General features: G+C 67.0%; 22 protein-coding genes and 3 pseudogenes. 19 read left to right on the top strand and 6 right to left on the bottom strand.

Annotated features, from left to right (window positions below):
• Positions 1-4: 4 nt before the first annotated feature.
• The 3 genes from JJI54_RS32910 to JJI54_RS33085 all read right to left on the bottom strand — a co-directional run bounded on the left by JJI54_RS32910 (position 5) and on the right by JJI54_RS33085 (position 3,237).
• A complete protein-coding gene (locus JJI54_RS32910; protein WP_203070588.1) occupies positions 5-1,153 on the bottom strand; it encodes a tyrosine-type recombinase/integrase in 1,149 nt (382 codons plus the stop codon).
• The gene (locus JJI54_RS02470) at positions 1,150-2,874 is read right to left on the bottom strand and encodes a site-specific integrase (RefSeq protein WP_203070586.1); all 1,725 of its coding nucleotides are present in this window, start codon (positions 2,872-2,874) and stop codon (positions 1,150-1,152) included. Before JJI54_RS02470 ends, JJI54_RS32910 begins: the two co-directional genes overlap by 4 nt.
• A gap of 207 nt (positions 2,875-3,081) precedes the next feature.
• A complete protein-coding gene (locus tag JJI54_RS33085; RefSeq protein WP_226381454.1) occupies positions 3,082-3,237 on the bottom strand; it encodes a helix-turn-helix domain-containing protein in 156 nt (51 codons plus the stop codon).
• A 356-nt stretch (positions 3,238-3,593) separates the two neighbouring features.
• On the opposite strand from JJI54_RS33085, the gene JJI54_RS02460 reads away from it, so the two are divergent.
• Positions 3,594-4,592, top strand: coding sequence for a hypothetical protein (locus tag JJI54_RS02460; protein WP_203070582.1), 999 nt, complete (start codon positions 3,594-3,596; stop codon positions 4,590-4,592).
• A gap of 100 nt (positions 4,593-4,692) precedes the next feature.
• On the opposite strand, the pseudogene JJI54_RS02455 reads toward JJI54_RS02460, so the two are convergent.
• A pseudogene (locus tag JJI54_RS02455) lies at positions 4,693-4,956 on the bottom strand (transposase); the annotation flags it as partial.
• Positions 4,957-5,276: 320 nt separating this feature from the next.
• Here JJI54_RS02455 and istB point away from each other — a divergent pair.
• From istB to JJI54_RS02395, 12 genes and pseudogenes are all read left to right on the top strand, one after another.
• Positions 5,277-6,042, top strand: a pseudogene (gene istB / locus JJI54_RS02450) (IS21-like element helper ATPase IstB).
• Between the two features lie 60 nt (positions 6,043-6,102).
• Positions 6,103-6,582 (top strand): IS66 family transposase, encoded by a 480-nt coding sequence (locus JJI54_RS32555; RefSeq protein WP_203070580.1) that lies wholly within the window; start codon positions 6,103-6,105, stop codon positions 6,580-6,582.
• Positions 6,583-6,875: 293 nt separating this feature from the next.
• Positions 6,876-7,139: pseudogene (locus JJI54_RS02440) on the top strand (transposase); the annotation flags it as partial.
• A 534-nt stretch (positions 7,140-7,673) separates the two neighbouring features.
• Entirely contained in the window at positions 7,674-9,296 is a 1,623-nt protein-coding gene (locus JJI54_RS02435) for a serine/threonine-protein kinase (RefSeq protein WP_203070578.1), read from the top strand.
• A 64-nt stretch (positions 9,297-9,360) separates the two neighbouring features.
• A complete protein-coding gene (locus JJI54_RS02430) occupies positions 9,361-10,977 on the top strand; it encodes a Sel1-like repeat-containing protein kinase family protein (RefSeq protein ID WP_203070576.1) in 1,617 nt (538 codons plus the stop codon).
• A 101-nt stretch (positions 10,978-11,078) separates the two neighbouring features.
• A complete protein-coding gene (locus JJI54_RS02425) occupies positions 11,079-11,615 on the top strand; it encodes an FHA domain-containing protein (RefSeq protein ID WP_203070574.1) in 537 nt (178 codons plus the stop codon).
• An 18-nt stretch (positions 11,616-11,633) separates the two neighbouring features.
• A complete protein-coding gene (locus JJI54_RS02420) occupies positions 11,634-12,884 on the top strand; it encodes a vWA domain-containing protein (protein ID WP_203070572.1) in 1,251 nt (416 codons plus the stop codon).
• Entirely contained in the window at positions 12,881-13,780 is a 900-nt protein-coding gene (locus JJI54_RS02415) for a PP2C family protein-serine/threonine phosphatase (protein WP_203070570.1), read from the top strand. The genes JJI54_RS02420 and JJI54_RS02415 overlap by 4 nt, the downstream gene beginning before the upstream one ends.
• The gene (locus JJI54_RS02410) at positions 13,777-14,877 is read left to right on the top strand and encodes a hypothetical protein (protein WP_203070568.1); all 1,101 of its coding nucleotides are present in this window, start codon (positions 13,777-13,779) and stop codon (positions 14,875-14,877) included. Before JJI54_RS02415 ends, JJI54_RS02410 begins: the two co-directional genes overlap by 4 nt.
• Positions 14,865-15,419, top strand: coding sequence for a hypothetical protein (locus JJI54_RS02405; protein WP_203070566.1), 555 nt, complete (start codon positions 14,865-14,867; stop codon positions 15,417-15,419). The genes JJI54_RS02410 and JJI54_RS02405 overlap by 13 nt, the downstream gene beginning before the upstream one ends.
• Before the next feature lie 7 nt (positions 15,420-15,426).
• Complete coding sequence (locus tag JJI54_RS02400; RefSeq protein ID WP_203070564.1) at positions 15,427-15,993, top strand: hypothetical protein; 567 nt, start codon at positions 15,427-15,429, stop codon at positions 15,991-15,993.
• An 84-nt stretch (positions 15,994-16,077) separates the two neighbouring features.
• Entirely contained in the window at positions 16,078-16,881 is an 804-nt protein-coding gene (locus tag JJI54_RS02395; protein ID WP_203070562.1) for a hypothetical protein, read from the top strand.
• A gap of 360 nt (positions 16,882-17,241) precedes the next feature.
• Here JJI54_RS02395 and JJI54_RS02390 read toward each other — a convergent pair whose 3' ends face one another.
• Together JJI54_RS02390 and JJI54_RS02385 are read right to left on the bottom strand one after the other, a co-directional pair.
• Positions 17,242-17,823, bottom strand: a complete 582-nt coding sequence (locus JJI54_RS02390; protein ID WP_203070560.1) for a hypothetical protein — start codon at positions 17,821-17,823, stop codon at positions 17,242-17,244.
• A complete protein-coding gene (locus tag JJI54_RS02385; protein ID WP_203070558.1) occupies positions 17,820-18,122 on the bottom strand; it encodes a hypothetical protein in 303 nt (100 codons plus the stop codon). The genes JJI54_RS02390 and JJI54_RS02385 overlap by 4 nt, the downstream gene beginning before the upstream one ends.
• Positions 18,123-18,548: 426 nt before the next feature.
• Here JJI54_RS02385 and JJI54_RS02380 point away from each other — a divergent pair, with 426 nt between their 5' ends.
• From JJI54_RS02380 to JJI54_RS02355, 6 genes are all read left to right on the top strand, one after another.
• Complete coding sequence (locus JJI54_RS02380) at positions 18,549-18,704, top strand: hypothetical protein (protein WP_203070556.1); 156 nt, start codon at positions 18,549-18,551, stop codon at positions 18,702-18,704.
• The gene (locus JJI54_RS02375; protein ID WP_203070554.1) at positions 18,705-19,073 is read left to right on the top strand and encodes a hypothetical protein; all 369 of its coding nucleotides are present in this window, start codon (positions 18,705-18,707) and stop codon (positions 19,071-19,073) included. It begins immediately after the preceding gene.
• Positions 19,070-19,531, top strand: a complete 462-nt coding sequence (locus tag JJI54_RS02370) for a hypothetical protein (RefSeq protein WP_318987433.1) — start codon at positions 19,070-19,072, stop codon at positions 19,529-19,531. Before JJI54_RS02375 ends, JJI54_RS02370 begins: the two co-directional genes overlap by 4 nt.
• 92 nt (positions 19,532-19,623) lie before the next feature.
• Positions 19,624-20,901, top strand: coding sequence for a DNA cytosine methyltransferase (locus JJI54_RS02365; protein WP_203070552.1), 1,278 nt, complete (start codon positions 19,624-19,626; stop codon positions 20,899-20,901).
• Positions 20,902-21,483: 582 nt separating this feature from the next.
• The gene (locus tag JJI54_RS02360) at positions 21,484-23,349 is read left to right on the top strand and encodes a hypothetical protein (RefSeq protein ID WP_203070550.1); all 1,866 of its coding nucleotides are present in this window, start codon (positions 21,484-21,486) and stop codon (positions 23,347-23,349) included.
• Positions 23,350-23,363: 14 nt separating this feature from the next.
• Entirely contained in the window at positions 23,364-24,884 is a 1,521-nt protein-coding gene (locus JJI54_RS02355) for a hypothetical protein (protein ID WP_203070548.1), read from the top strand.
• Positions 24,885-25,257 lie beyond the last annotated feature (373 nt).

Here is a 25,257-nt window from a genome sequence, read left to right as displayed (position 1 = left end):
CTGCCTACTCTTGCACTCGAGTGCACACGCCGCGCGCGTCTTGGGCCGAGTTGGGATCGCCCTGGCCCTCGCGGGCTTGGCTGCGATCCCGGCGGTATTCCCGCAGAAGCTTCTGTGCGGTCTGGAGGGCTACAGCGCGCCGGGACGCGACGTAGTGGCGCTCGGTCGTCCGAAACCCGGTATGGCCCAGGAGAGCCGCGGCATCGCGGGCCTTTTCCGGATGCTGCATAAAGAACGCTGTCGCCGCCGCATGGCGGAACGAATGCGGCAGCACAGGCCGACCGAACCGCGCTTCGGTAATCGTCCTGATCCTCGCCCGTACGCCCTGATGCTCCAGCGGCTGCCCGTAGGCTCCGACCCAGATGCGCGCATGCGCGGTGTTTAACTTGCCGCGGGCGAGCATTCCTGGGCGCAGCTCATCGACGAAGTACTGGAGAAACCGGGCAAGACTTCGGGGTGTCGGCCAGGTATCGGCACGGCCCGTCTTTGTCTCACCCGCCGACAGTTCGATGGTCCAGGTATCACCCACGTTTCTCAGATGGACACCCAGTTCCAGCGACGAGAAGTTGGAAATGCGTATCGGGGCGGCGGCGAGCAGTGCCATCATGAGGCCGGACTGCCAGCTGTCAGCGTCTCGGCAATTGCCTTCCTCGTCGAGGGTCGCCTCCATCCACCCGATCCCGGCGGCGTAGAGTTCGGCAGGTTCCACAAAGTGCCGCGTTGCGGAGCGCTGCTGCCGTGCTCTCTGCCGAACGGCGTCGATGACGTTCCAGAGCCTATTGCGGCGCTCCTGCTCGATCTCCGGGCCAATCGCGTCAACGACACCGACGACGTTGCCAAGCGCTGTTGCCAGCGAGTTGTAGCGAAGCCCGCGAGCACGTTCGGCGCGGCTGAAGCGATACAGCAATTCAGGCGAGAGGATCGAGCCAGGCCTTTCCATCAGCAGGGCCTCAGGCTGTTCGCGCCCAAGCCAGGCCAGGAAGCGTTCCGCGTCCCAGGTCGCCTGTCGCCGTCGGCGCAGCGACCAGGTCCCGGCGCGCACCGGCTCGTCGAGAAAGCCACGAGGGGTGCCCGTCTCGAGCCAGCCGATGCGCCAGAGGGGTGGCCACTCCGCGATCGGAAGGCCGAGCCTCCGGTGATGCACTGCCCTCACCGCCCCCTCCTCACCCTGTCCATCGTTTCCTGATGAAGCCGCCGAGACCGCGCCGCCTTCCTTCGGGCGTAGTGGGCCTCGGTCGTCTGGATGCTCCGATGGCCAAGAACGTCGCGGGCAAGACCGAGCGCGCCCGGTGCCGCCTCCTCCAGGATCTCGGCGATGACAGCTCGCACCAGGTGCGGATTTACCGGCACGCCGATGTATTTCGCAGTGATATCCTGCAGCGTCTGGTTTGCCTCGGTCCTGGGCCAGTGGCTGCCATCGGATCGAGCGAACAGCCATGACGAGGTGGATTGCCCGCTGTGCAGCGGGCGGTACTCGCGCACGTAGGTATCGAGCATCGCTGCTGTCTCAGGCGGCAGAGGCGCTTCCAGCTCGACTCCGTTCTTCGTCTCCGCCCCTTCGATGAAGATCCACATGCTGCCATCCCGGAGCCGACAGACGTGGCGTTCAAGATCAAGGCAGACAATGTTGCCCTGCCGGGACCCTGTATCGACCAGCAGCTGAAGGAACAGCGCGGCGCGGACCAGCCGTGCCGACGAAATATCGACTGTTGCTCGTGCCTTCACCTCTCGCATCAGCTTGCCTGGGAGATTTAGCAGCGCGCGACGCTTGGCTGGATCGTCAATCTCTTCCAGCTTCCTAACCGTCCTGTTGCCCATGCCGCGGCCGGCACGGACGGCCCGCTCCATCTGCATCAGGAGCTTCACGTCCTGCTGAAGCAGATCTGGGTATTCGCGCGCTACAAGGGTGAGAACAATCGCGGTCTGGCTAACCGAGCTGCCCTTGGACCGATGCGTACGGTTGCGGATACCGGTCAGAATGCGCTTCACGCGGTCAGGGCGTACCAGGTCAGTCAAAGATGAAATGTCCTCCGGCGGAATGCCCGACGCGACGAGTTCACCTGCGGCCCGACGCAACGTCCCGAGGTAGGCCTCGCGCGTTGCAGGCCGAAGAGGCGTACGCGGCGTCTGCGCCAGCCAGTCCCCGTCTGCCTCGGCTCCACGTGCCACGAAGGCCTTCGCCTCCGCCTCGAGGCTGGGCGGATAGACGGACCACGCCGGTGACGCCTCACCCTTTTTTGGATGAGGCATCGGCAGTGGCTGTACTGGCCAGCCGGGGACCTTGGCCTGAGCGATTCGCCACGCCCGAACCACCTGCCGTTCAGCCTTGTCGGCACGCTGCTTCAGCGAGGTCTGGCCGACGAGTGCTACGAAGCGCGCAACATGGCCCTGTTCGACGTACGCGGGCTCGACGCCATTCTCCGAGCACCAATGGGCGAAGCGGCTGACCGCTGGCCATGAACCACTGGGTTCAGCGGCTTCGCGCAGAATGCCCCAGGCCGAGCTCAGAGATGTGCGCGACTTGCCTGGCATGACCGTCAGCCCAGCGATGCGCAGCGCCCGATGAAAGGAACTCTTCATGGATGACAGCCCGCCTGGGCTGGAGTAGCCAATCATCGCCGGGGTGAGCTTTTCGAACAGGCGCCGGATACGGCTGATGTCGACGGGCGCCGAGATGCCTGCCGCGCCCATCTGGCCGGCAACGATATCGACAGCCCGCAGCAGGTTCTTGCGCGCGCCTTCGGTGAGGTCCGGCGCGGCCTGCACCGACTCTCGAACGGCAGCGAATGTCGGAAGTGCTGGGATCGCCGCCATCGCGGTGGGCGTGTTGTAATTGCTCGAAAGCAGCTGATCGACCGATTTCTGCGTGGCCATTCATGCCCTCCTGCGGACAAGACCGGCCAAATGCGACCGGCGGTGAAAGGGGTAGGGGTGAAAACCCTTGTGTTTGAGAGGTGATGGGTTGATGGCGGGGTGGCCAAATGCTGCCATGCACTGCGAAACGGTGCCGCGTGATGCCGTGTAGTGGGGGCCGAGCAGAGCGATACGCCTATCGCTTCCGTGGTCACGGCGCCCCCCTCGCTAAGGGACCACGCGTCCTCGCTCGATAAGCGCCGCGAGATCTTCAGCCTTGACCATGAGCCGGCCGCCGACCCAATGGGCGGGCAGCACACCGTCCTTGATCCATCGCCGCAGGGTGCGTGGCCGTGTGCTGATGATGACGCCCACCTCCGCCATCGTCAGCAAACGGGGGCGTGCCGCCAGGGGGAACGGCCGGGCCGCTCCCGCCGATGTCGAGGTTCTCGGTCGGGGCAGATCCGGCATTGGTGGGTGTCTCCGCGTGATGCGGGCGGTGCGAGACGCAACGCCGTCAGGCGTTGACGTCGCATGCCAAACGCCCGCACGGGGCGGCACCGGACGAAGCTGGCACGCAGGTGTACCACGCTCAGAAAATCAACTGGCGGCCTCTCGTGGCACCGATCAGACGTAAAGCGACCGCACCGGCCGCGAATCGTACGACTTGGCTGCGCTCGGCACTTAACTGCCCACCCGCCGAGGAAGGCGGTGGCGAGCCCTCATGCCCGGAGGATCCAATGACATTCGTGGGTGATTCTAACAGCCCCGCCCTGCAGAAGAAGACAATCGCGATGGAGACTCAGCCAGCAAGCCAGAAGAAGGCCTCCCTCAGGATCGACCGCGTTACTCTCCTCATTGATCTCCACCCAGCGGACACTGAGGCAGCGTTGAATCATCTCATAAGTGTCAAGCTCAATGGCGGGGCTGAGGGGATCGTCCCAGCGGGTTCTAAGGCGAAGTCGGGCAGCATGGTCGCCTTCCACGTGAAGGTCCCGACCAGCACCTCCCCACTGATCTGGTCGATCGACAACGCTGCGACCGTTCAGTTGAAGCAGGGCAAGGGCGGCAAGCTGCAGATCCGCATCGAGATCTTCCCGCTGGGCCTGACCACCGCTGGCTTCGAGCATCTGTACGACGAGATTTTCTGCGGCGCGATGGTGCTTCACTCGTCGGACATTCTGAAGGCGCGTGTCAGCCGGATCGACCTGGCGCTCGATCTCCACGGCGTTCGGCTGCAGGACTTCGCCTGGCATATGCCGCAGCGGAACGTTATCCGGCACTACGTCAGCAAGCGCGGACTGGAGACCATCTACCTGGGTTCGCCGAAGCATGGGGCCGCCTGCATCTATGACAAGGCGGCCCAACAGAAGCTGCCGGCCAGTGAGGCCTGGACGCGTCTTGAACTTCGGCCGAAGCCGAATACGCCGCTCTGGCAGTTGCCCGATCTCGCAAACCCCTTCGGTGCTTTGACGCCATACGACGTCGCGACCGCGTTCAGCGTCGTCAATGTTGGGGAGATCTGTCGGAAGGCCGCCCTTTCCCACGCCCAGCTTCTTGGCATCCGTAGCCTCGTCGCGATGGTGCCCGACGTGAAGGCACCAGGCTCGCCGAAGTCGGCGCGGCAACGGTTTACCGACGCGCTGGCCGCCTCGGTGCCGAAGTGGTGGGCCTCGGCGGATATCTGGGCGCTTTGGCCGAACGCACTGGCTACCGCAATGGCAGGCCTGTTCGATTGATGAAACTTTCAGTGCACTCGAGTGCACAAATAGCCCGGCCCGCGATCGTGCCCCAGGGCGTGGTGTAGGAGCGGTGCTCCTTGGCGGCTTGGGCCGCCGGTCAGGCGGCCACGGCGGGCAGGCTGACGGTGGGGTTGTCGCTCACGGAGCCGATGGTTTCCAGGGTCATGTAACGGGCGCGCTGGGTGGCCCATTCGTCGGACTGTTCCAGGAGAATGGCGCCGATCAGGCGGGTGATGGCACCCTCGTTCGGGAAGATGCCGACGACATCGGTGCGGCGCTTGATCTCGCCGTTAAGACGCTCGATCGGGTTCGTTGAATGCATCTTGGCGCGATGCGCGGCGGGGAAGTGCATGTAGGCGAGCCCGGCTGCGCCGTGATGCCGCGGCGATCGGTTCCGCCACGACCGGCATGGTCGAGGCGATCCTGGCCGCCAAACCCCACCCCGAGCAGGGCTTTCGCGCCTGCCTTGGCATCCTCGGCCTGGTGCGCGGCTAGGGCGCTGGCCGGGTCGAGGCGGCCTGCCAGCGCGGCCTCGACATCGGCGCCCGCAGCTACGGCTAGATCGCATCCATCCTGCGCAACGGCCTCGACCGCGCCTACGCGCCCGAGCCCGTGCCGGACACCCCGCCCATCCGGCACCCGAACATCCGCGGCGGCGGCTACTACCACTGAGGAGACAGCATGCTTACCCACCCCACGAGCGAGCGGTTGCGCGCCCTTGGCCTGGTCGCCATGGCGCAGGCCCTCGAGGAGCAGAGACGACAGCCGGACCTGGATGGCCTCGGCTTCGAGGAACGCCTGGCCCTGCTGGTCGAGCACGAGGCGACCGGCCGCGAGGACCGACGCATGCGGGCCCGACTGAAATTCGCCGGCCTGCGCCAGTCCGCCTGCATCGAGGATGTCGACTGGCGCGCCGCCCGCGGCCTGGACCACGCCATGTTTCAGCGCCTCGCCAGCGGCGACTGGATCGACCGGCATCAGGGCGTGCTGCTGACGGGGCCGACCGGGGTGGGCAAGACCTGGCTGGCCTGTGCGCTCGGCCGCAAGGCCTGCCGCGACGGACGCAGCGTGCTCTACCAGCGCCTGCCGCGGCTGCTGGAGGCGCTTGCCCTGGCCCGTGGCGAGAGGCCGCTACGCCCGCATGCTGAAGGGCATGGCGCGGGTCCAGGTGCTGCTGCTGGAGGATTGGGGCCTGACGCCGCTGACGCCCGAGGGGCGGCGAAACTTGCTTGAGGTCATCGACGACCGCCATGGCCGCGCTGCCACCGTCGTCACCAGCCAGCTGCCGGTGGCCGCCTGGCACGGATGGATCGCCGACCCGACCCTCGGCGACGCCATCCTCGACCGCCTCGTCCACAACGCCCACCGCATCGAGCTCAAGGGAGAGTCCATGCGCCGCCGGGCCGCCCACCGCGCCGTCACCGTTGACGCCGAGGGGGAAAGCTAGGCCACACCCACACCGCCCGCAGATCGCCACCCAACCCCCGGCCGCCTTCGGTCGGAACAGGTGGCCGCCTTCAATCGGAATCCGTGGCCAGCTTCGTCGGAATCCGTAATCGAGGCCGAGATCAACGGCAAACCCGCCGATCAGCGCCGAGCCGAGCGCCAGGCGCGCAGCAAGCCACTGCTGGAGGAACTGCATGACTGGATGCTGGCGCAGCGGCGTCGCCTGTCCGCCAAGTCGACGCTCGGCCGCGCGATGCAATACGCGCTAAACCGATGGGAGGCGCTGGCGCGCTACCTCGACGACGGCAGGCTCTCCATCGACAACAACCTGCCCGAGCGGCAGCTGCGCGGCATTGCGCTGACAAGGAAGAACTTTCCGTTCCTAGGCTCGGACGTCGGCGGCGATCGTGCCGCCATCATCTACACAGTGGCCGAGACCGCCAAGCTGAACGGCCTCGACCCCGAGGCCTACATCGCCGCCGTGCTCGACCGCCTGGCCCGCGGCCACACCATCGATCGCCTCGACGACATCCTGCCCTGAAACATAAAGCTGGACAGCACGCCGTGATCGACCATCCCGAACAGGTGGATCGGTTGCTGGTCGCGCTACGCGCCGCCCTGCCGATACGGGCGCGGATGACGCCGCGGCTGCTGGCCACCCTGCGGGACCAGAACCCCACATTGCCGATCGTGGCAGCCTGCCGCATCACCCGTGTCGACTATGCCGGTGACGAGGGCGGCATCACCCGCCACCTCGCCCGCGAAGGCGCCGATGAGAGCGGCCGCCTCGTCGTGACCTCCATCACCCATCTCGACTTCGACCCGCAGCTGCCGGTCGCCTACATGGACTTCCCGCGCGAGCACCGCGCCAAGATCCATAGCACCAACCCCATCGAGCGCCTCAACGGCGAGATCAAGCGCCGCACCGATGTCGTCGGCATCTTCCCGAACGAGGGTGCCATCACCCGCCTGATCGGCGCCATTCTCCTGGAACAGTCCGACGAATGGGCCACCCAGCGCGCCCGTTACATGACCCTGGAAGCCATCAGCACCGTCAGCAATAATGCCACCGTCAGGCTCTCGGCTGTGCCCGCCTGACCCGGCGGCCCAGCCCGCCGACGATCATCGCGCTCCTACACCACGCGATGGGACACGATCGGAATGGTCGGGCAGGCGCATCGGCCGATCTGGTTTCCGCAGCCCGTGCCTGCGGACTGCCGCAAGCCTTGAAATTTCCCGGAGGGGGATCGTGAGCAGCACGGGAGCAGGGCGGTGCAGGCAGTGGGTGGGCAAAGGCCAGGATCGCAACACCCCTTGCGGGCTGCGCCTCACTGCTGTGCCGCCACGATGATGGCGACAATGCGCCACTCCATGCAGGTTCCACTGAAGAGACGGCGCAGCCCGTCCGGTATCGCAGGCGATGCTGTTGCGCTGTTACGGGCCAAAGTGCTGGGGCTTCGGGCGAGCCCTGGGACAGAAGCAGCGTCTTCATCCGAAATCCGGCCGCCATAGCCAATTTAGTTTCGTTTTTTGCGGCTCGCCTTTGTTCGTTGCGGGACGGCAGCAACTGGCTTACCTTGAACCCGTGCACCCGGCATCCGGTCGGGTGGCACCGCGCCATGGAGGGCTTCCATGACGGAGAACCTTGCGCTTGATCTGCCACAGCGCTGCGGCCCGTGGCTCCTGCAGGAGCGGATCGGCCACGGCGGCTTCGGCACCGTGTTCAGGGCACGCCGCATCGAGGGCAAGGAAGTCCACGGCGCGCCGGTGGCGGTAAAGCTGGTGCGCAGCGATGTCGGTCCGGTCGAAGAGCGCCTGATCAAGCGCGAGCGGCAGGTGCTGGAGGCAAACGCCCATCCGAACCTGATCAGGGTGATCGACGATCCAGGGGAGGCGCAGGTCAAGGTGACCGGCGGTAGCCTGGTGCCGGCGGTATACTTTGCGATGCCGCTGGCGGAGACCAGCCTGCATGGCCGCATCGCGGGGCGACCTATGCCGCTGGCGGAGGTCTGCTCGATGCTGGCGCAGGTCGCTACTGGACTCGCGGCGCTTCATGCGGCCGGGCACGTCCATCGCGATATCAAGCCCAGCAACATCCTGCTGGTCGGCGGCGTCTGGAAGCTGGCCGATTTCGGCCTGGCGCGCCCGACCCATGGCGATGCCAGCGGCAATCGTGGGACGCCCGGATTCGCTCCGCCGGAACAGGCGATGGAGGTTAGCAGTTCGGTCGATATCTTCGCGCTGGGCATTACCGCCATCGAGGCGGCGACCGGCCGGCGGTATTTTGAATGGCTGGAGAAGGAGCTCGGTCCGAAGCCGGCGATAGATATCTTCGCCTCACTGTTTAAGCCGCTGCCCCTGCCGCCCGCCCTGCCGGCAGTTCTGAGGCCGTTGGTCGAGGCGTGCGTGGCAAAATCCGGCACCAGCCGGCCTACCGCCGCGCAGCTCGCGCGCCAGGCAAAGAGGGTGGGGGCCGGGCAGCGGGTGCAGCCAGCCAGCAGTACAACACCAGAGCAGCTTCGCTTCGGGATAGCCGCCGTGCTGGCCGTGGCGCTGCTTGGTGGCGGGACGGTGCTTGCGCTGGCGCCCAGTTCCAGCCCTGGGGTCGTGCGCTCTGCATCGGCTCCGGCACCACCACCACAGACTGCCCCACCCCGGCCTGCGCCGACACAGGCTGCGCCGACCCAGGCTGCGCCAACCCAGGCTGCGCCAACCCGGCCAGCCCCGACGCAGGCTGCCCCGACCCAGGGCGCTGCGCCGCCGCAACCTCCGGCACGTCCAGCCCCACTGCCGCAGGTCCCGCCTGTTATCCAAGCGCAGCCGCCCGCGCCTCCGCTGCCAAGCCCGTCCCTCGCCAAGCCGCCGCCAGCCCCTGCTCCGGCACCCGAAGTTGTCGCCCGGCTAGCCCTGCTGGAATTCGAGGCGGCGATCCGCTCCACGGCGCTCGACCCGGAGTGGCAGGGGATGCGCGCCGACTGGATCGCCCAGGCGCGCGCCGCGCAGGATCCAAGGGTGCTCGGTCGCCTGCTCGTCCGCTTCAGCAAGCAAGTGGCGGACCATGCCGTTGCGCCGCGTTGGCTCCCCCGGCGCGGCGCCTGGTATGCCGAGGCAGCGAACCTCGCCACTTCCGCGGAGCTCGCACGGCTGCTGCTGGAGATGGAGCAGGCGATGGCGTGGAACGCGGTGGCGCCCAACTGGGGCGCCGCCCGCCAGGACTGGACCGGCCGCCTGCAGCTTGTGCAGGCGGCAAGATGATGAGCCGCCGCGGCCCCCGTCCTCGCTTGGAACGAGTGAATGCGGACCAGGCCCGGAGGGCGCGATGACCGATATGCTGGACAACCTCCCGGGCCGCAGGATCGGCGTCTTCACGCTGGGCCCACAACTCGGCCGGGGCGCCTTCGGCGTGGTCTTCCGCGCCAGCGCGGAGGGCCTGGCTGGCGATGTGGCGGTGAAGCTGCTGTGGCCGCAGGGCCTGCTGGCGCATGATCCGTTGCGGGAGCTGCGCAACATGGCGCAGTTCGTCCATCCGAACATCATTGCCAGCCGCGGCGAGCCCGGGATTGCCGCGCTGCGCCGGGGCGATGGGGTGGAGCTTTCCTTCCCGTATTTCGGCATGGAACTGGCGCAGCAGTCGCTGCATGCCGCCATTGCGAGGAGCGGCCCGCTGGCGGCGGCGGAGGCGCGCGCCCTGTTGCGGGACTTGGCAACCGGGCTGGCCTGGACGAAGCAGGCTGGCTTCGTGCATCGCGACCTACACCCGGGCAACATCCTGCGAACTGAGAAGGCGTGGAAGATCTCCGACCTTGGCCTGGCGCGCACTGAGGTGCGGGGCGAGTACATGTTTCGCCGCGGTGCGGTGCGCTTCCAGCCGCCGGAGGTGATTGAGCAGCCGGCGCCGCGCGCGCCATGGGATGTCTGGTCACTCGGCCTCAGCCTGGTGTGGGCGCTGGCCGGGGGTTTGCCGGGTGAGCGCCAGACGGTGGCGCAATGGGGCGCCGAGCTGCTGCGCGACCGGCCGCTGCCGCTGCCAGCGCTGCCGGCGCCGTTCGACGCCATCGCGGCGGGCTGTCTTCTCAAGGACCCCGCCAAGCGGTGGACCCCGGAGCGGATCCTGGCCGCGCTCGCCGGTGATCGTGCGGCTCCAGCCCCAGCGCCGGCAAAGGCATCGCCGCCAGCGCCGCCCACTTCGCCACAGGCCGCACTGCGCAGGGCTGCGGAGGCGGGCGATGCGCAAGCGATGATGCGGCTAGCAGTGGCCCATGCCGATGGATTGGCGGGCCTGCCCGCCGACCCCGTGCGCGGCACCGCCTGGTTCCGGCGTGCTGCCGAAGCCGGCCACCCGCCCGCCATGGCCGCGCTGGCGGAGCGCCTGGAATTCGGCCTTGGCACCGTGCCCGACGCAGCCGAGGCGCGCCGCTGGCACCGCCGCGCGGCGGAGGCCGGCGACCCCGATGCGATGGTAGCATTTGGCGCCATGCTGGCCGATGGCCGGGGTGGCCCGGCCGACGAGCGCGCTGCCGCCGACTGGTTCGCCCGCGCAGCGGCACTGGATCATGTGCCCGGCCTCACCCTGCTGGCCGAGGCACGGCGTCAGGGCCGGGGCGTAGCGGTCAATACCGAGGCTGCGCGCGACCTCTATGCCCGCGCCGCCGCCTTCGGCGATGGGCTTGCTCATCACGAGTTGATGCGGCTGCATGATACGGGGGAGGGCGGCCTGCCGCCCGACCCCGGCAGCGCGGCGGCCCATGCTGTGGCGGCGCTGCGGCTTGGCCACCGGGCAGCGCTCGTGCGGATCTGCGATGGCGGCGGAAAGCGTCTCCGCCCGGCGACGCGGGCGGCGATACGGCGGCTGCTCGACCCTTCGGCGCGGGCTGGCGAGGCGCCGTTCGAGGCCGCGGTGGTGGCGCGGCTGAACGCCTTGGCGGCACGGAGTTGAGCGCGCTTGCGGCGCGGAGTTTGGCGCCCTTCAGGACGCGGGACCGGGCCACATGGTTTTTCCCGGAGGAAGGGGGAGCAAGCTGCCATGGAGGATGGACAATGGCCCGCGAAGCCGGTGACGACGCCGTGCTGGAAGTGCTGGACGGCCCGATGCGAGGTGCGCGGTTTCCGCTTCGCCAGGACGAAATGCTGCTCGGCCGGGCGGATGCCGGGCGAGGCATTTTTCCGGATATCGACCTGACTGCGGCCGATCCCGAAGGGGGCCGCGGCGTCTCACGCCGCCATGCGCTGCTGCTGCGAGGGTCCGGCGGCCATGCGATGGAGGCGCTGAGCCGCAACGCACTGACCGCGGTCAACGGCGAGGCGCTGGCACTCGGCCATGACGGCAGGCGGCGGCTGACGCCGGGCGACGAGTTGCTGCTGGGTACGGTGCGGCTGCGCTACGCCGCGGCGCGACCTGCCGCCACGCCGCGCAGCCCGGCGGTGGCCGTGCTTATGCTGCTCTGCCTGGCCGGGCTTGGTGCGATGCTGGCCTGGCCGGAACCGCCCCGTTGGGACGCCCGCTTGGCGCTGGCCGAGCCGGCGCCTGCCGAGCAGCTGCGCAATCTCGACGACCTGCTGCGCATCCCGCGCTGAGCCTGGAGGGAGGCCCCGATGCTCGCCTGCGATCTCAACCGTCCTTTCCAGGCCATGGAAGGGGAGGAGGTCCGCTACCTCCGCCTCCGCATCACGCCGAACGCGGGGGGCCAGACCTTGGGCCGGCCCCTGCCACTCGACGTGGCGCTGGCGCTGGACGCTAGTTCCTCGATGATTGGCGCTCCCTTCGACCAGGCGCGGTTGGCCGCCACCCGCCTGGCGGAGTTGCTGCGGCCGGGCGACCGGCTCTCCCTCGCGCTGTTCCACGGCGCGGTGGTGGAACTGGTTCGCGGGCTGAACGGCGCCTCCGCCCAGCGCGAGGCAGCTTCTCGCCTAGCCGTCGCGACCACCGGCTTCGGCACGCGGATAGATCTGGCGCTGGACTGGCTGGCAGCGGCCGCCACCCCGGTACCGGGCCGCGCACGGCTGGCCGTCCTGGTTACCGACGGGCACCCCTATGATGCGGCGCGGAAGCCGATGGTGGACCTGGCGCCGCTGCACAGTCGGGCTGCGGCACTCGGCCGGGCGGGCGTGCCGCTACAGGCGATCGGCCTCGGGCGGCCAGAATTGTTCAATGCGCCGCTGCTGCATGCGCTTTGCAGGGTCGGCGGCGGCGGGCGCTTCATCCATGCCCGCACCACGGATGCGCTGACGCCGGAGCTGCTAGACGTGCTGGAGCCCGCGCAATCCGTGCGTGACGCCGATGCGCGGTTGGTGGTGGAACCGCATTTGCCCGGGCTGCAGCTGGAAGCCGCGGCCCGCATCGCGCCCAGCTTTGCGCCGTTGCCCATCGCGCCGGGGCAATCCCGCGGCCCTGTGGTGGCGGTGGGCGAGGTCGGCGGCGTGACCGAGCTGATGCTGCGCCTGCGGGTGCCGGGGCCGGGGGAGGGCGCGCAGCCCGGCCAGCGGCCATTGCTGTCGTTACATCTAAATGTGGCGGGAAGCCAGGCCAGCTTGGCGGTGCCGATCACCTTCACCCTCTCGCTGGACCGAGTGATGACGGTGCAGGAAAGCGTTGAGCGCGCGGCTGCCGATTGGCGCTTCCAGGACCAGGCGGCGCTGCTGATCTCCAGCCAGGATCCCGGGCGCACCGGGGAGATCGCGCGCGCGATGCTGCGTGAGGCGACGCGATCCGGGAGCATCGCGCTGGTGAATGCGGCGCGCCAGCTGCAGGCGGATCTCGGCACCGGGGCGAACCCGGCCGTGTCCACCTCGCGGCTGCTGGACGAGGCCGGGCGACGGCGCATTGCCGAGGGCAAGCCGGCATGACGAAGCCGCTGCGGCTGGTCGGCGACATATCCGGCACCTTGCCTTGGCAGGAAGGCCAGTGGGCGGGGCTGGACTGGGCCGCGGTGATGCACCGGGGTTTCCGCCGCGCAAGGCAGGAGGACCGGCTGGTGGTGGTGCCGCTCGTTCTGTCCCCTGTGCCCCTGCTGCTGCTGGCAGTGGCCGATGGGCTGGGCGGCTCCGCCGATGGCGCCGCGGCAGCCGAGATCGCGGTACAGGGCCTGGCCGATCGCTTCCTGGAGGCGCTGGCCGAGCAGCCGACGCCGCCGGACACGCCGCCGGACACGCGGAGCTCCCATACCGCGCTGGTGCTGGCCTTCGGGCGGCTGGACGCCGCAATCCGGGCGGCGGCTGCGGACCAGGAGCCCGGGGCAACGACCCTGGTCGCTGTCCTGGCCACTGCAAGGGAACTGGTGCATGCAGGGGCGGGCGATAGCCGGTTCTACCACCTCCCGGCCCAGGGGCGGGCCTATCGTACCCGCGATCACAGCATGGCGCGGATCTATGTGGACGGCGGGCGTATCGCCAATGAGGAGGAGGCGCCTGCACAGCTGCGCAACACGCTGTTCAGCACGCTCGGCGGGCCGGACCCCACGCTGGTGATCGAGCCGAACTGGGGCGGCAAGGAGGCCGATGGCACCGATCAGGCCTCGCCGGCCTTGCGCGGCATCGCGGCCGGCGATCTGCTCATGCTGTGCAGCGATGGCCTATGGGGAGAGGTGGAGCCGGCGCGCTTCGATGCCATCCTGGCCGAGGAAGCCGGCGCACCGCTGCGCCAGATCGGCGAGAGGCTGGTCGCCGCTGCATTGGCCGCAGGCGGGCGCGACAACATCGCCGTCATCCTGGCGCGGCCTGCGCCGATGGGTAGCCCGCCATGAGCCATCCGGATTTCGGCCATTTCCCGTTCCGGCAGCTTCTGCGCATGCTGTGTGAACTGGGGGTGGAGCAGCGTGCCACGCTGCTGCGCTTCTGCCCGGTGGGCAGCGTGCCGGTGGAGGAGGCGCGCGCCGTGGCGCAGGCCTTCTTCCGCGCCATGGCAGCGGAACTGGAACGGCGAGCACAGCTGAACGCCGCGGCGGCGGAGGAGCCTGCGGAGCCGCCGTCCAGCGGCTCCGGCGCCGACCTGCCTCCCGCCCCCTCATTCCATATCTGTCCCTGGCGCGCCTGCCAGGCGATCCTGTTCGCGGCCACGGAAGCCGAGGCGGCACCGGGCCGAGCGGCGGCCGTCCTACCGAATGACCGGCTGGCGGCGCGGCTGCTGCGCGACCGCGGGGCAATCTGCGCGCCCGCCGAGGCTGTGCCGCAGCCGGTGGCCGTGCTGTATCGCAGCCTGTCCCTTTTCGGTCGCGACCAGGGGGAGATCCTGCGCTCGCCGCAGGCCCCGGCGCGCGGTCGCGCATGGGCGGGGCTGGCGCGGCTGATTGGGGCCATCGAGCGAGAGGTGGCGCAAAAAACCCATCGCCTCGACCTCGCACGCGCGGGCGATCCTCTGGCAGGGCGCGATGCCGCGCATATCCATCCGCTGGAGGACTGGTTCATCGACGCGCTGATCGCCAGCATCCCGCCGGACGACCACCATTTGCCGAATGCCCGCAACAACCCCGCGCTGCAACGGGCCCGCGTGGTGGGATACCTGGAGGAATTTCACCCGCTGCTGCGCGCTCGCGGCGACGAGGACGCGACCCTTGTCCCGCCACCCGACCCCGAGATACTGGCCAGCACCACGCAGCGGGCCGAGGCGGTGCGGCGCGATGCCTTCGGGCGGCTGGATGCATGGCAGCGCGCGGTGTTCCTGCACCATGAGGATGAATCGCACTTGGCAGACCTGAAAATTCCTGACTTTGCCGCGCGTTTCGGCCGCAACGAAGCAGAGTACGACGCCGCGCTGGCGGCCGCCCGCGCGCAATTCGTGCTGGCGATCAAGCGCTTCAACGCAACGGTGGCACCAGAGGACCGGATTTCATGGCGGCGATAGGCAAGGGGCGAAACCGTCTGTTGCGGGAGATCATGGCCGACCAGCCCTGGGACGATCCCGAGGCCGCGCCCCCGGTCGCCTTCTACCAGCGTGCGCTGTCCGGTCGCGCCCCGGCGCTGACCCCCGCGGACGAACAGCGCCTGCTGCTCTCTCCCGCTGCGCGCCTGCACCATGCCCAGGCCCGCGATGCACTCCGCAGGATCGCCGCGCATCGGTTGGCCAGGGCCGGCGTGGAAACCGAAGCGCGACGACTGGCCGCCGCAACAGAGGCCGACACCTTCGAATTGCGGTCCGCAGATTTCACCCTGGCCGGGCAGCGCGACGAGGAAGGCGCCGACCCGGAATGGCTGCTGCTGCTGCGCCTGTCGGACCGCATATGCGCGGCACTGGATGGGCTGCCGTTGCGGCTGCTTGACGAGGAGGGGCTGGTCTGGCTCGAAGGCTGGCCCGATGCGAGCGGCACGCTTGGCGGTGTCTGGACCGAGCACGGCACGCCGATGGCGCGGCTGGCACGCATGGGCGTGCGCATCGAAGGCGGCTAGCGCGGCCATGGCCGAGGTCCGCTTTCCCCTAGCCGGCCCGCAGCCGGCGATCGGTGCGCTGCGCGTACTGACCGCGCAGGTGGACCTAGCGGCGCGCGCGACCGTGCGGCTCATCGCTTTTCCACCGCATGTCTCGCCCCCTGCCGTGGAGGCGGTGCTGGCGGCGACCCGCCCGCCCGACCGCCTGGCGGAGCCGGTCTTCGTTCGGTACCGCGCCCTGTCCGGCAGCGGCGACTTCGAGGGGCGCAGCTACGAACTCGCCCTTGCCCTCGCGGACCGGCTTCTGCTGGCGGGCGCTGCCGGTGGGCGGCGCCTGCACGCGACCGGCACCATTCCACCGGGTCGAGGCGGCCAAGTGGGGGCGGTGGAGGAGCTTGGCACAAAGCTGGTTTTCCTGGCGGAGGCGGTCTGCGCCGCCGGCGACGTGCTGTTCTTCCCCCTCGCCAACCTCCGCGCCTTGAACGCCGAGGGGCATGCCGCCATCGCGCGCGCGCGGCAGGCGGGCGTGCTGGTGCATGCCATCGGCCATATAGAGGAAGCGTCCTTCCTCTGGGCTGCTGCGAAAAACGCCTGATTCATCGTCTGACTGTGCCATTTTTCCCGGAGGAGAAGGGTGTGACGGGGCGACAGGCGCCCCGGACTGGCACGGAGATATCAAATGCCTGTTTCGAAGCTCGGTTACCTCCTTCTCGGCGGCGCGACCTTCGGCGCGCTGCTGCTCGGCGGCGGCGCGGTGCTGCCGGACCTGACCGCCCAGGCGACGAGCCAGGCGCGCTCCGCCATGCGGGGCGCCACCAATGGCTGGGATGTGGCCGCCTGCCAGGCGGATGCGGTGGGCTGCCTGGAATACCAGCAGGCGAAGCTGCGTCGTTCGGAAGCCGCGGTGGAGGCGGGTCTGCAGCCGCTGGCCGTGGCTGCGCGCGAGGTGCAGTCGCTGATCGTGCGGGAGGAGGCAAAGGCCTCGCGCGCTGAGATGTTCCTGCACGAGGGACGGCGCCTGCTGCTGGCGAATGCGACGACGCCGCAGGCCCCGATCGCCTATGTCGGCGTGACCTTGCCGGGCAGCGCATCGTTGGAGCGGCAGATGCAGCTGACCTGGACGGAACGCGACGGCGTGTTGGCCTTCCTGGACAATGCGCGTGCCCAGCGGGCTGCGATCATCGCCCGGCATGACGAGTTGCTGGTGGCGCGTGGCGAGGTGCGGGCGCAGTTGGCCATCCTGCCCGCGCAGATCGAGCTCGCGCGCACCGCGGGGGTGATGGGCCAGGTGGAGGCCGCGCTGCGCGGCATCGACGCGGCGGTGGCCCGCAACGAGCGCGGTGTCGCCAGCGCGGAGGCGCTGATCCGCACCACGGAGGAACTGGTTCGCGCCCAGGCGGCCGAGCGGCCGCGCGGCCCGCTGGCGCGCGATGCTGCCCGCCCGGCTGGCTTCGAAGCCTTCCTGAGGGCACAGGGCAGCTGACAGGGAGCCGCACGGCCAGTTGCTACGCAGGAGTTGGCTCACGAAAGCGGGTCAACTCCTGCGGCCTGCCGAGGCGTCGCGCGGCCGTGACAAACATAGCCAATGGCGCCTTCTTCAACGCTGTAGAGGTTAGTTCACTATCAAATTATGGGATCAAACACTCCAGATAGCTCAGGAGATCCCACTCGCTCGCCTCGTTGGCCAAGCACTGCCAACCTTGCATTGCGTGCACTCAAGTGCACTCCTTGGCCAACGCCTTGTTGATGACCTGCACGGGCTCCGGCAACTTGGAGACCCTGCCGTCGCAACGACCGGCACAGAGCTGCCTACGCCTGATGCCGAAAGAGCTGGTTGCTCCGGCTATGTTGGAGGGAGCGGCTCCGACAGCACGCCGCCAAGTTTATGCGACGACGCCAGGGCTTTCCGACCTTGCTCTACAGCGGCTTGCAATGCCTGCACGGACTGACCTGGCGTTGCCAACTGTGCAGCAGCGTGCCGCAGATGAGTCACAGCGATCCAGGCGGCCTCAGCATGTTCCATCACCAGCGGCTCAAGGTCGTCGATGGCCGCGAGAACCTCGTCGATCTCGGCACTGAGCGCGGCAGGCGTACCCGCAGGCAAGCTTTCCCGAGGCCAGACGTCGCCGTCTTGCCGCCGCTGCTCGATAAAGCGCTCGGGCACCGACGCTTCACTGACCAGATGGCCACTGCCGACGACCCTCACGAACCAGCCGTGAAGCCGCTCCAGGTGCCGTGGCCATTCGACGCCTGGAAACACAAGGCCCTGCTCGTCCATGATCAGCAGTGCGTCCGCCAAGGCCGTGGCGACGAAGCCGTCTGGCAATGGGATCCTGCCGTCGAATTCGAGATCAACTTCGAGGCGCAACCTTCGGCTGGGCGGCAGGCTGGTATACTTCGGCTTGGTGGCTGATCGCGGCGTCATTGCTTGGGCCCCTTTGATGACTGCGAGATCTTGTGGTTGCGTGGCGGATGCCGGTGCATTAGCGGGACATAGTGCTCCATCGCGAGACGAACGTGGCCGTCGAGATCGCCCCGCTCCAGCCACATCCTGAAGCCGGGTCCGACACGGAATACGGCGTTCTCTTCCAAGATAATAATGTCTCCGAAGGGCGTCGCGACTTCGGCGGCGCCTCCGCCGTCAATTATGCGGTTGATCATCCAGATATCGGTGCCGTCGATCCGAATGCCTTCGCCCTCCTTAATAGTCCAGAATATCGCCATTTGTCGCTCCGTGGTTGGTGATGAGGTTAGAATAATGAGTGGCGGGCATTAATCAAGATTATTAATTCCGAGCGCGACATATTGTGGCCGTTGCCATCAGAGGAAAGGGGGTTAAAATACTCTGCATGCAACCCGATTCATCATATTTCCTTGACGAATGGCGAGGCGGTGCTGCCGGTGACTGCGGGCCTGCCAATAATTGAATGCTCGCGGAAGCGATTAGAATGGGTTGGCTCAGCAAACACCGTTGCGTTGAGATGTCCGGGCGTACGCCGCGCCTCGTGACCATGCGAATGGCGGCTGACGCCTGGGCCACAGCGATAAGTAAGCTCCTTGCTCGCTGCGGCGACGCATAAGGGGGTGTCGCGCACCGGTGAGCATTCCATGGTCGTCCCACAGGCAATGTGGGACGCGGCCCACGCCCTCTTGACGATCAGCCCGCTGACCCGCGCCAACCGCACGCGCTGCCAGACGCCTTCGCTTCCGCGCTGGCTGATCTTCGGCAGCGACAGGCGCGCCATGTCGCCCACCTACGCGCGGGGGCGCCGCGGCCAGCAGTACCGCTACTATGTCAGCCAGTAGGTGCTGAAGGGCAGCGCCGCGGACGGGCCAGCCATCGCGCGCATTTCCGCCGCGGAGATCGAGGGCGCGGTCATCGCGCAGGTTCGGGGGCTGCTGCGGCAGCCGGAGGTGGTGCTCGGCGCCTGGCGCGCGGCACGGGCCTCGGCGCCGGACATGACGGAGGACGAGGCGCCGCTGGCACTGGAGCGGTTGGACCCGCTGTGGGAGGAGCTATTCCCCGCGGAGCAGGCGCGCATCATCCGCCTGCTGGTCGACCGAGTGGACATCGGGGTGGGCGGCGCCGACGTGCGGCTCAAGCTGGAAGGGCTGGCCAGCCTGGCGAGGGACCTGGCGACGCCGCCGGCCGAAGCGGCGAGGGCCGCAGCGTGACCGGCGCGGCGCAGATGCTGACCGTCCGTGTGCCGCTGGCGGTGCGGAAGCAGCGAGGCGGGCGGAAGCTGATGGTCGCACTTGCCACCCCCACGAACCGGGGCTCATCGGCTTCGGACACCACGTTGGTGAAGGCGGCGGCCCGGGCGTTCAGGTGGCGGCGAATGATGGAAGCTGGCCGTTACGGCACGATCAGCGAACTGGCGGCGGCTGAGAAAATCAACTCGTCCTATGTCTCGCGCCTGCTCCGACTCACGCTGCTGGCGCCGGACATCGTCGACGCGATCCTGGATGGGCGGCAGCCGGAGGGGATGACGCTGCCGGGGCTGATGGAGCCGTTTCCGGTGGAGTGGCATCGCCAAGGCGAGCCGAACCAGGAAAGAACACCTACCACAACCCCTCCGACCCGGCCCGCTGCCCAAACGGCGGTGCGAGGCGGCCCGAGCCCCAGGGGCTGAAGGCCATGAGATACGTTCCGTTTGGCGACGCGCGACGGGGTGACTACAGTCCTGAGTGTGCGAATCGGCATGGAGGCGAATCGGGGGCGAGCGTGCAGGCGGGCATCAAGAAACCAGTATTCATTGACGCCTTCGCCGGCTGCGGCGGGCTTAGCCTCGGCTTGCTCAAAGCAGGTTGGCGCGGCTTGTTCGCGATCGAGAAGGATGCCTTCGCGTTCGATACATTGCGAACGAACCTCACTGGCAAGGTGTCGAAGTGCAGGTTCGACTGGCCCGATTGGCTTCCGGTCCAGCCCTGGACCATAGAAGAACTCATGGAGCAGCACGCAGATCAGCTATCAGGGCTGCGGGGGCATGTTGATCTTCTTGCGGGCGGGCCACCTTGCCAGGGTTTCTCCAGCGCAGGGCGACGTCGCACTGGCGATCCACGCAACGTGCTCTTTGAGCGCTACTTGGACTTCGTAGAGCTCGTCAGGCCGCGCCTTGTGCTGATCGAGAATGTCCGGGGCATCACCTATGATTTTGGTGCTGGCTGCGATCTGGACGACAAGCGGAACTTTGCCGATGAGCTCGTGGCCAGACTTGGGAAGATGTACCATGTGTATGCCGACACGATCCGCTGCTCGTCATTTGGCGTGCCGCAGCACCGGCCCCGTTTCTTCCTCGTCGGGATGCTGAAGTCGGAGTTCAAGAGGCTGCCGAGCGGAGAGGACCCGTTCGCCTGGCTCCGGGCATCGAAGGTCCGCTTTCTCGAAAAGCGCTCGCTGGGCACCAAGGTGACCTCGCGGCAGGCGATAGGCGACTTGGAAATGGCGAGGGCTGGCGTCGGACCAAGCCCCGACACCAAGGGCTACGAGGCACTCCTGGCACCACGTCCGCTCTCAAACTTCCAGCGCTTGATGAATGACGGCCACCGCGGTCCGGTCTCGGACACTCGGCTAGCTAACCACACCCCCCGCATCGTAGAGAGATTTGAAAAGATCATTGCTGAGTGCAAGGCGAGCGGGCGGCTGAATGTCCAGCTCAATCGGGAGATGCGAGAGCGCTACGGGATCAAGAAGATGGCTACCCGAGTCCTCGACCCAGAGGCGCCGTCCCCCACCATCACGAGCATGCCGGACGACTTGCTGCACTACAGCGAGCCTCGCACACTTACTGTGCGGGAAAACGCTCGTCTCCAGACCTTCCCAGACTGGTTCGTCTTCAAGGGGAAGTACACGACTGGCGGCGAGCTGCGCGCACGGCAGGTTCCTCGGTTCACCCAGGTCGCCAACGCCGTGCCCCCCCTCATCGCCGAGATGTGGGGCGAGGTCTTGCTTAGCTACGCGGTAGACCAACGAGCGACGATCAAGAGGGAAGTTGCGGCATGAAGCCAGTACCATTGGCTTCGCGACCGCCACTAGCCGGGGGCAACCATCGACGTGTGCGCGAGGGACTGCGGTTCACCCAGCCAGCAAGCGAAGTGCCATCACTCCCGGCCGCGCTATTTGGAACTGTGCTCAGCTCAGCGTCAGGCTCGTATCGAAGGCTGGCGCTGACCAGCAAAAGCGAGGCGGCCTGAAGTGGCTTACTCCACGAATCCACTGGTCGGTTACTTGCTACGGCACTCCTACGGTCAGGGCGGCACGGTTGCGGTGCCAGATCGAGAAGTGACAGCGTCTGCACGCTCGTTGCACGTCAGAGGCAGGCTTCCCGCTGGCGTCCAGGATGTGCTTGATCGGCTCGTTGACGTCTATGCCGGCTGGGCACCGTCACCAAGTGGTCCGCCTCTGGAATGGTGCTTTTTGGTCGGTGGGCCGGGAAATGGGAAATCGGAGGCACTGCGCGATCTCGCAGGTGCGCTCCAAGTCGAGTTGCCGCTGCGGTCCAGTGGGCAACCCGCGCCAAGAACTGTCCCGCCAACTTGGCCGCTCCAAGGAGCAACCATAGTTCCTGGGTTAGACATTGCGTTTGTGAATGACGCCTCCGTTCCGAGGCAGGACGCCTACGGCGATCGACGAACCGGGTCGCTGTTTCTCGATCTCCGCGACGGTGTTCACCACCTCTTCAAGCCAGGCCCGGCGCTCGTCGTGTTCGCCAACGTGAATCGGGGTATTCTCGTTGAAGAATGCCGAGTACTCGACAACCTGACGCGTGCCGAACCGGCTACGCAGGCAGCCGCCGCAATCATTCGCTGGCTTGCAGATCCGAGGGCAGCACCCGGCGAGTCATTGGTTCCCGTTCAGACGACTGTGCCGCTCACCGCCGCGTCGCCGTACTACGGACAACTCGCCATTAGCGTTACAGACCAAGGCGTGACCCACGACATCATCGTTCACGCGGTCTTCCTCGACACGTTGTCGCTGCTTGAACCGACGCCGGGGCACGATGGTCGATCAGTAAATTTCTCTGTTCTGCCAGCTATCCCCGCTCCATATGAGCCGCTCGGGGGACTGTCCGACGATGCGGGGTCGCGTTCTGGCACGATCGCTGGCGGCATTACTGGACAGCTAGCCGACGCGACGCACTGGGACGGAGCCGGCTGCCGCGAGAACGGGTCCGGCTCGCTGTGCGAGGCTTACGACTTGTGCCCGTTTGCACAGAATGCCCGGTGGCTTCGTGAGCAACAACTCCGAGACCGATTCCTCGACGCACTTCGGGCGGCCGAGCTCGCTGGTGGGCGGCGTTTCACCTATCGCGACTTGCTCGGTCACTTGGCGCTAGCAATCATCGGAACTCCCGCGCAGAGCTGGCTCACAGACGAACATCCTTGCCGGTGGGCTGAACGCACCGTTCGCGAGGCGCGCAATGGAAATGCGCAGAGCGTGGCTGAACTTGCGAGCCATCGAATCTACGCGAACCTCTTTCCGATCACCGATCCTGCAGCTTGGCCGAAGAGAAGGCCCCTCGCTGAACCGCGCGCGTACCGCGTAGTGGCATCTACGATGCGAGCTGTTCACGACGCGCCGCGCGTGCGCGTCTTCGAGCAGGCCTTCAACCTAATCGATCCGGCGCGCGACACTGACTCTTGGGGGGGGCTTCGCCCGACGATCCTGGACATCATTGAGGCCATGGATGTCGCGCCGCCAGCGGACGAGATTCGGAGCGTTGAAGGGTGGAGCGACGCTGCAAGCTCCGAAGTCGAACGGAGACTGGACGCGGTGGTCCCGGGAGAGGTAACCGCGGATCTCGGCCGGGGTCGCGAGGGCACAGGCCGTGCCGAGCTTTTACGAAAATGGCGCGCAGTGTTGCTGCTGAGGCAGGCGGGCCTCGCGTTGGGCTGGTTGCCCTACAAGTCGGTGGTCCAGAGCTGGTTGAACGAGCATCAAGCGGCACTATGCAACCGGCCCTCCGGCGCTCTTAGGCTGGGGCTGAACAACCTCGTGCTCCCCAGCCAGGCCGAATTTATTCTGGCGCCATTCCGTCCTCGCACGATGGAGCTAGGACGCTCTCTGCCCGCAAATTGCGTGGCTGTGTCGCTGCTCGCACGGGATCTTCGGCTCGAACTCGTCGCCGATGGGGACACGCTCTCGGCGGAGTTGCGACTGGCGGCCGTGCAAGGCGGCACGGCAGAAACCGTCGCGAAGCTTCCGATTGACCTGCGGATAGCAAGGGAGGCGCTACTCAATATCGACGGTCCGTCGGGGTCGTTCACCGAGATCGGCGAAGCGGCATTCGCGCGTATCGAGCGAGCGCGCGCCGCGCTGATCAGTGGGCGCTATCTCGCAAGCGTACGGCTGCTGTTCTCTGATGCCGCAGGGCAAGCATGGGAAGTTGTGCCGCCTACATCCGGAGTAAGTCCTTTCCGGGTGCAATCGCGAAGCGGAGGTCGGCGGTGACCGGAAGTTGGTTGGTGAACAAGCTCCTCCCGTTACCGCGGCCAGAATACGCGAAGCAGACCGAGGCACTACTCACCGATCTTTTCTGGAGGTCACCAGGGTCGAGCCTCAGCGGAAGTGCGACGACCGAAGGGTACTTCGACGAACTGGCACGTTCCCAATTGGCAGCAGGCCTCGACCCGCGAAGGCTAGTAGCGCGAAGGACGCACGGTGCCTCTCCGAAGGCGCTGGAGACGTACGCGATCGCATTGGGTACACCGCTGGCAGGATTGATCGACCGCGTGCCGCCAGGGCTAAACGCTATGTCAGTAGTACTCGACTCGCTTCTCGCGCCACGCGCTAGGGGCGACAAGTCCCTGGCATGCGTACCTATTACCCCCGACGTAGTCAGCCTGCAGACACTGCACGGCATGGTCAACAAGGATAGCCCAGCAAACCAAGCGCGCGCGATCGAGGTCGTTGGATTGCTCGGTGGCTCATCGGGGGAAGGGCACGTTGCATCGACCCTTCTCAACTTGCTTCTCACCGAACCTCCGGGAGATGCCCTACACCGCCTGATGGCCACTACACTACAGGCCATGGCGCGACACGTGTGGAATGAACTCGGGCAGGGCGTGGAGAACTGGCGGCCTTGGCCTGTCATCGAACCTGTTCCTATCTTGGAAGGCACGGTGCATCCGTTGGCCGCTGCCCGATTTACCCCGTTCCGATGGTTCTGGACGAAATGGTCGAACCTTTGTGATCCCCGGAACAATTGGCGCAATGCCCTGCCGGGTCGGCGGTTCACGGACTGGTCGCTGTGCCTCCTTCGCACCGGACTAGCATTTGCCTACATTTGGGAAGCAGAGTTCTTCCGCCTTCTTCACCGAGCCGCAATCGAGAGCCGGCAGAACTCGAGCGAGGCTGCTGCGGCTGTCTTAGCGGTCACCAGCTTCATACAGGACGGCGCGCGGCTGGCATCCATCGAGCCGGCAAATATTCCGCCTTCGGAAAAGAACGCTTGGCCAGCCCTCGAGACGCTCCTGATGCATGGCAGTCTGGCACGCCAGGCGCTCGAAGACGCGCTCGGAGAGCACCCCCACGATCTCGACCTCTCGACGATCCAAGCGGGGACATTTCCTGCTCGGCTTGCCACGTGGCTCCGTGAGTTTTCGTCGCTCGGAGCCGGAGCCCTAGAAGCTAGGCTCGAGCCTGAGGCCAGCACGGCCAAGAACACGCGAGAGTTTGTGCGATATCTCCTCATTCCGAGGACATCGGACGACGACACGGCGGATCAGGCCGACTTTTATTACCTTGCGCGGAGCAACCAGCGGAATTTCTGGTTCGAGCCGGGCCCCGAGTGGCTCGTCGTCGTTTGCAGCCTACTAGCTGGTCGACCAGGTGGTCACTGTACTCTGGGAGAGCTGGTGGACGATCTGGCGTCACTCGGTATTCGAAATGAACGATCGGTGCTTGTCCGATTGCTCGAGGAGGCCGGGCTAAGCACTGATAGTCCCGATGCCGACAACGCACTCGTAATAAGATCGGCGTTCTAGATGGGCGAAGGCTGAATAGCATGGGACTCGTCGGACGCGCGATAGCGGCTCACCTTGGTACCCTCAAAGGACTGTACTCAGTCGAGCTGCCGCTCGCACTTGAAGCAGAAATGTTTGACGTCGTTGCGGGCTGCAATACCGCAACGCCGGCTCGTGCCGTCCTACTCGGCGAGCGCCCAACCGTCCCAAGTGGCGTCGTCCAAGTGAGTTGGCCCGACGTTTTGGGATGGCGAACCGCTGAAGACCGAGTATTCGTGTGGAGGCGGAGCGAGCGGGATCCGGATACGTCGTTTCGAGACGTGGTCCGGCCGTTTATCTCAGCTCGGTTTCCGGGGACCGGCGGAGGAGAATGCTCCACGGCCTTGCTCTCAGG

The sequence above is a fragment of the Falsiroseomonas ponticola genome (genome assembly GCF_016805305.1).
GTDB classification, from domain to species: Bacteria; Pseudomonadota; Alphaproteobacteria; order Acetobacterales; family Acetobacteraceae; genus Falsiroseomonas; species Falsiroseomonas ponticola.
This window is presented reverse-complemented; position numbering and strand designations above follow the sequence as displayed.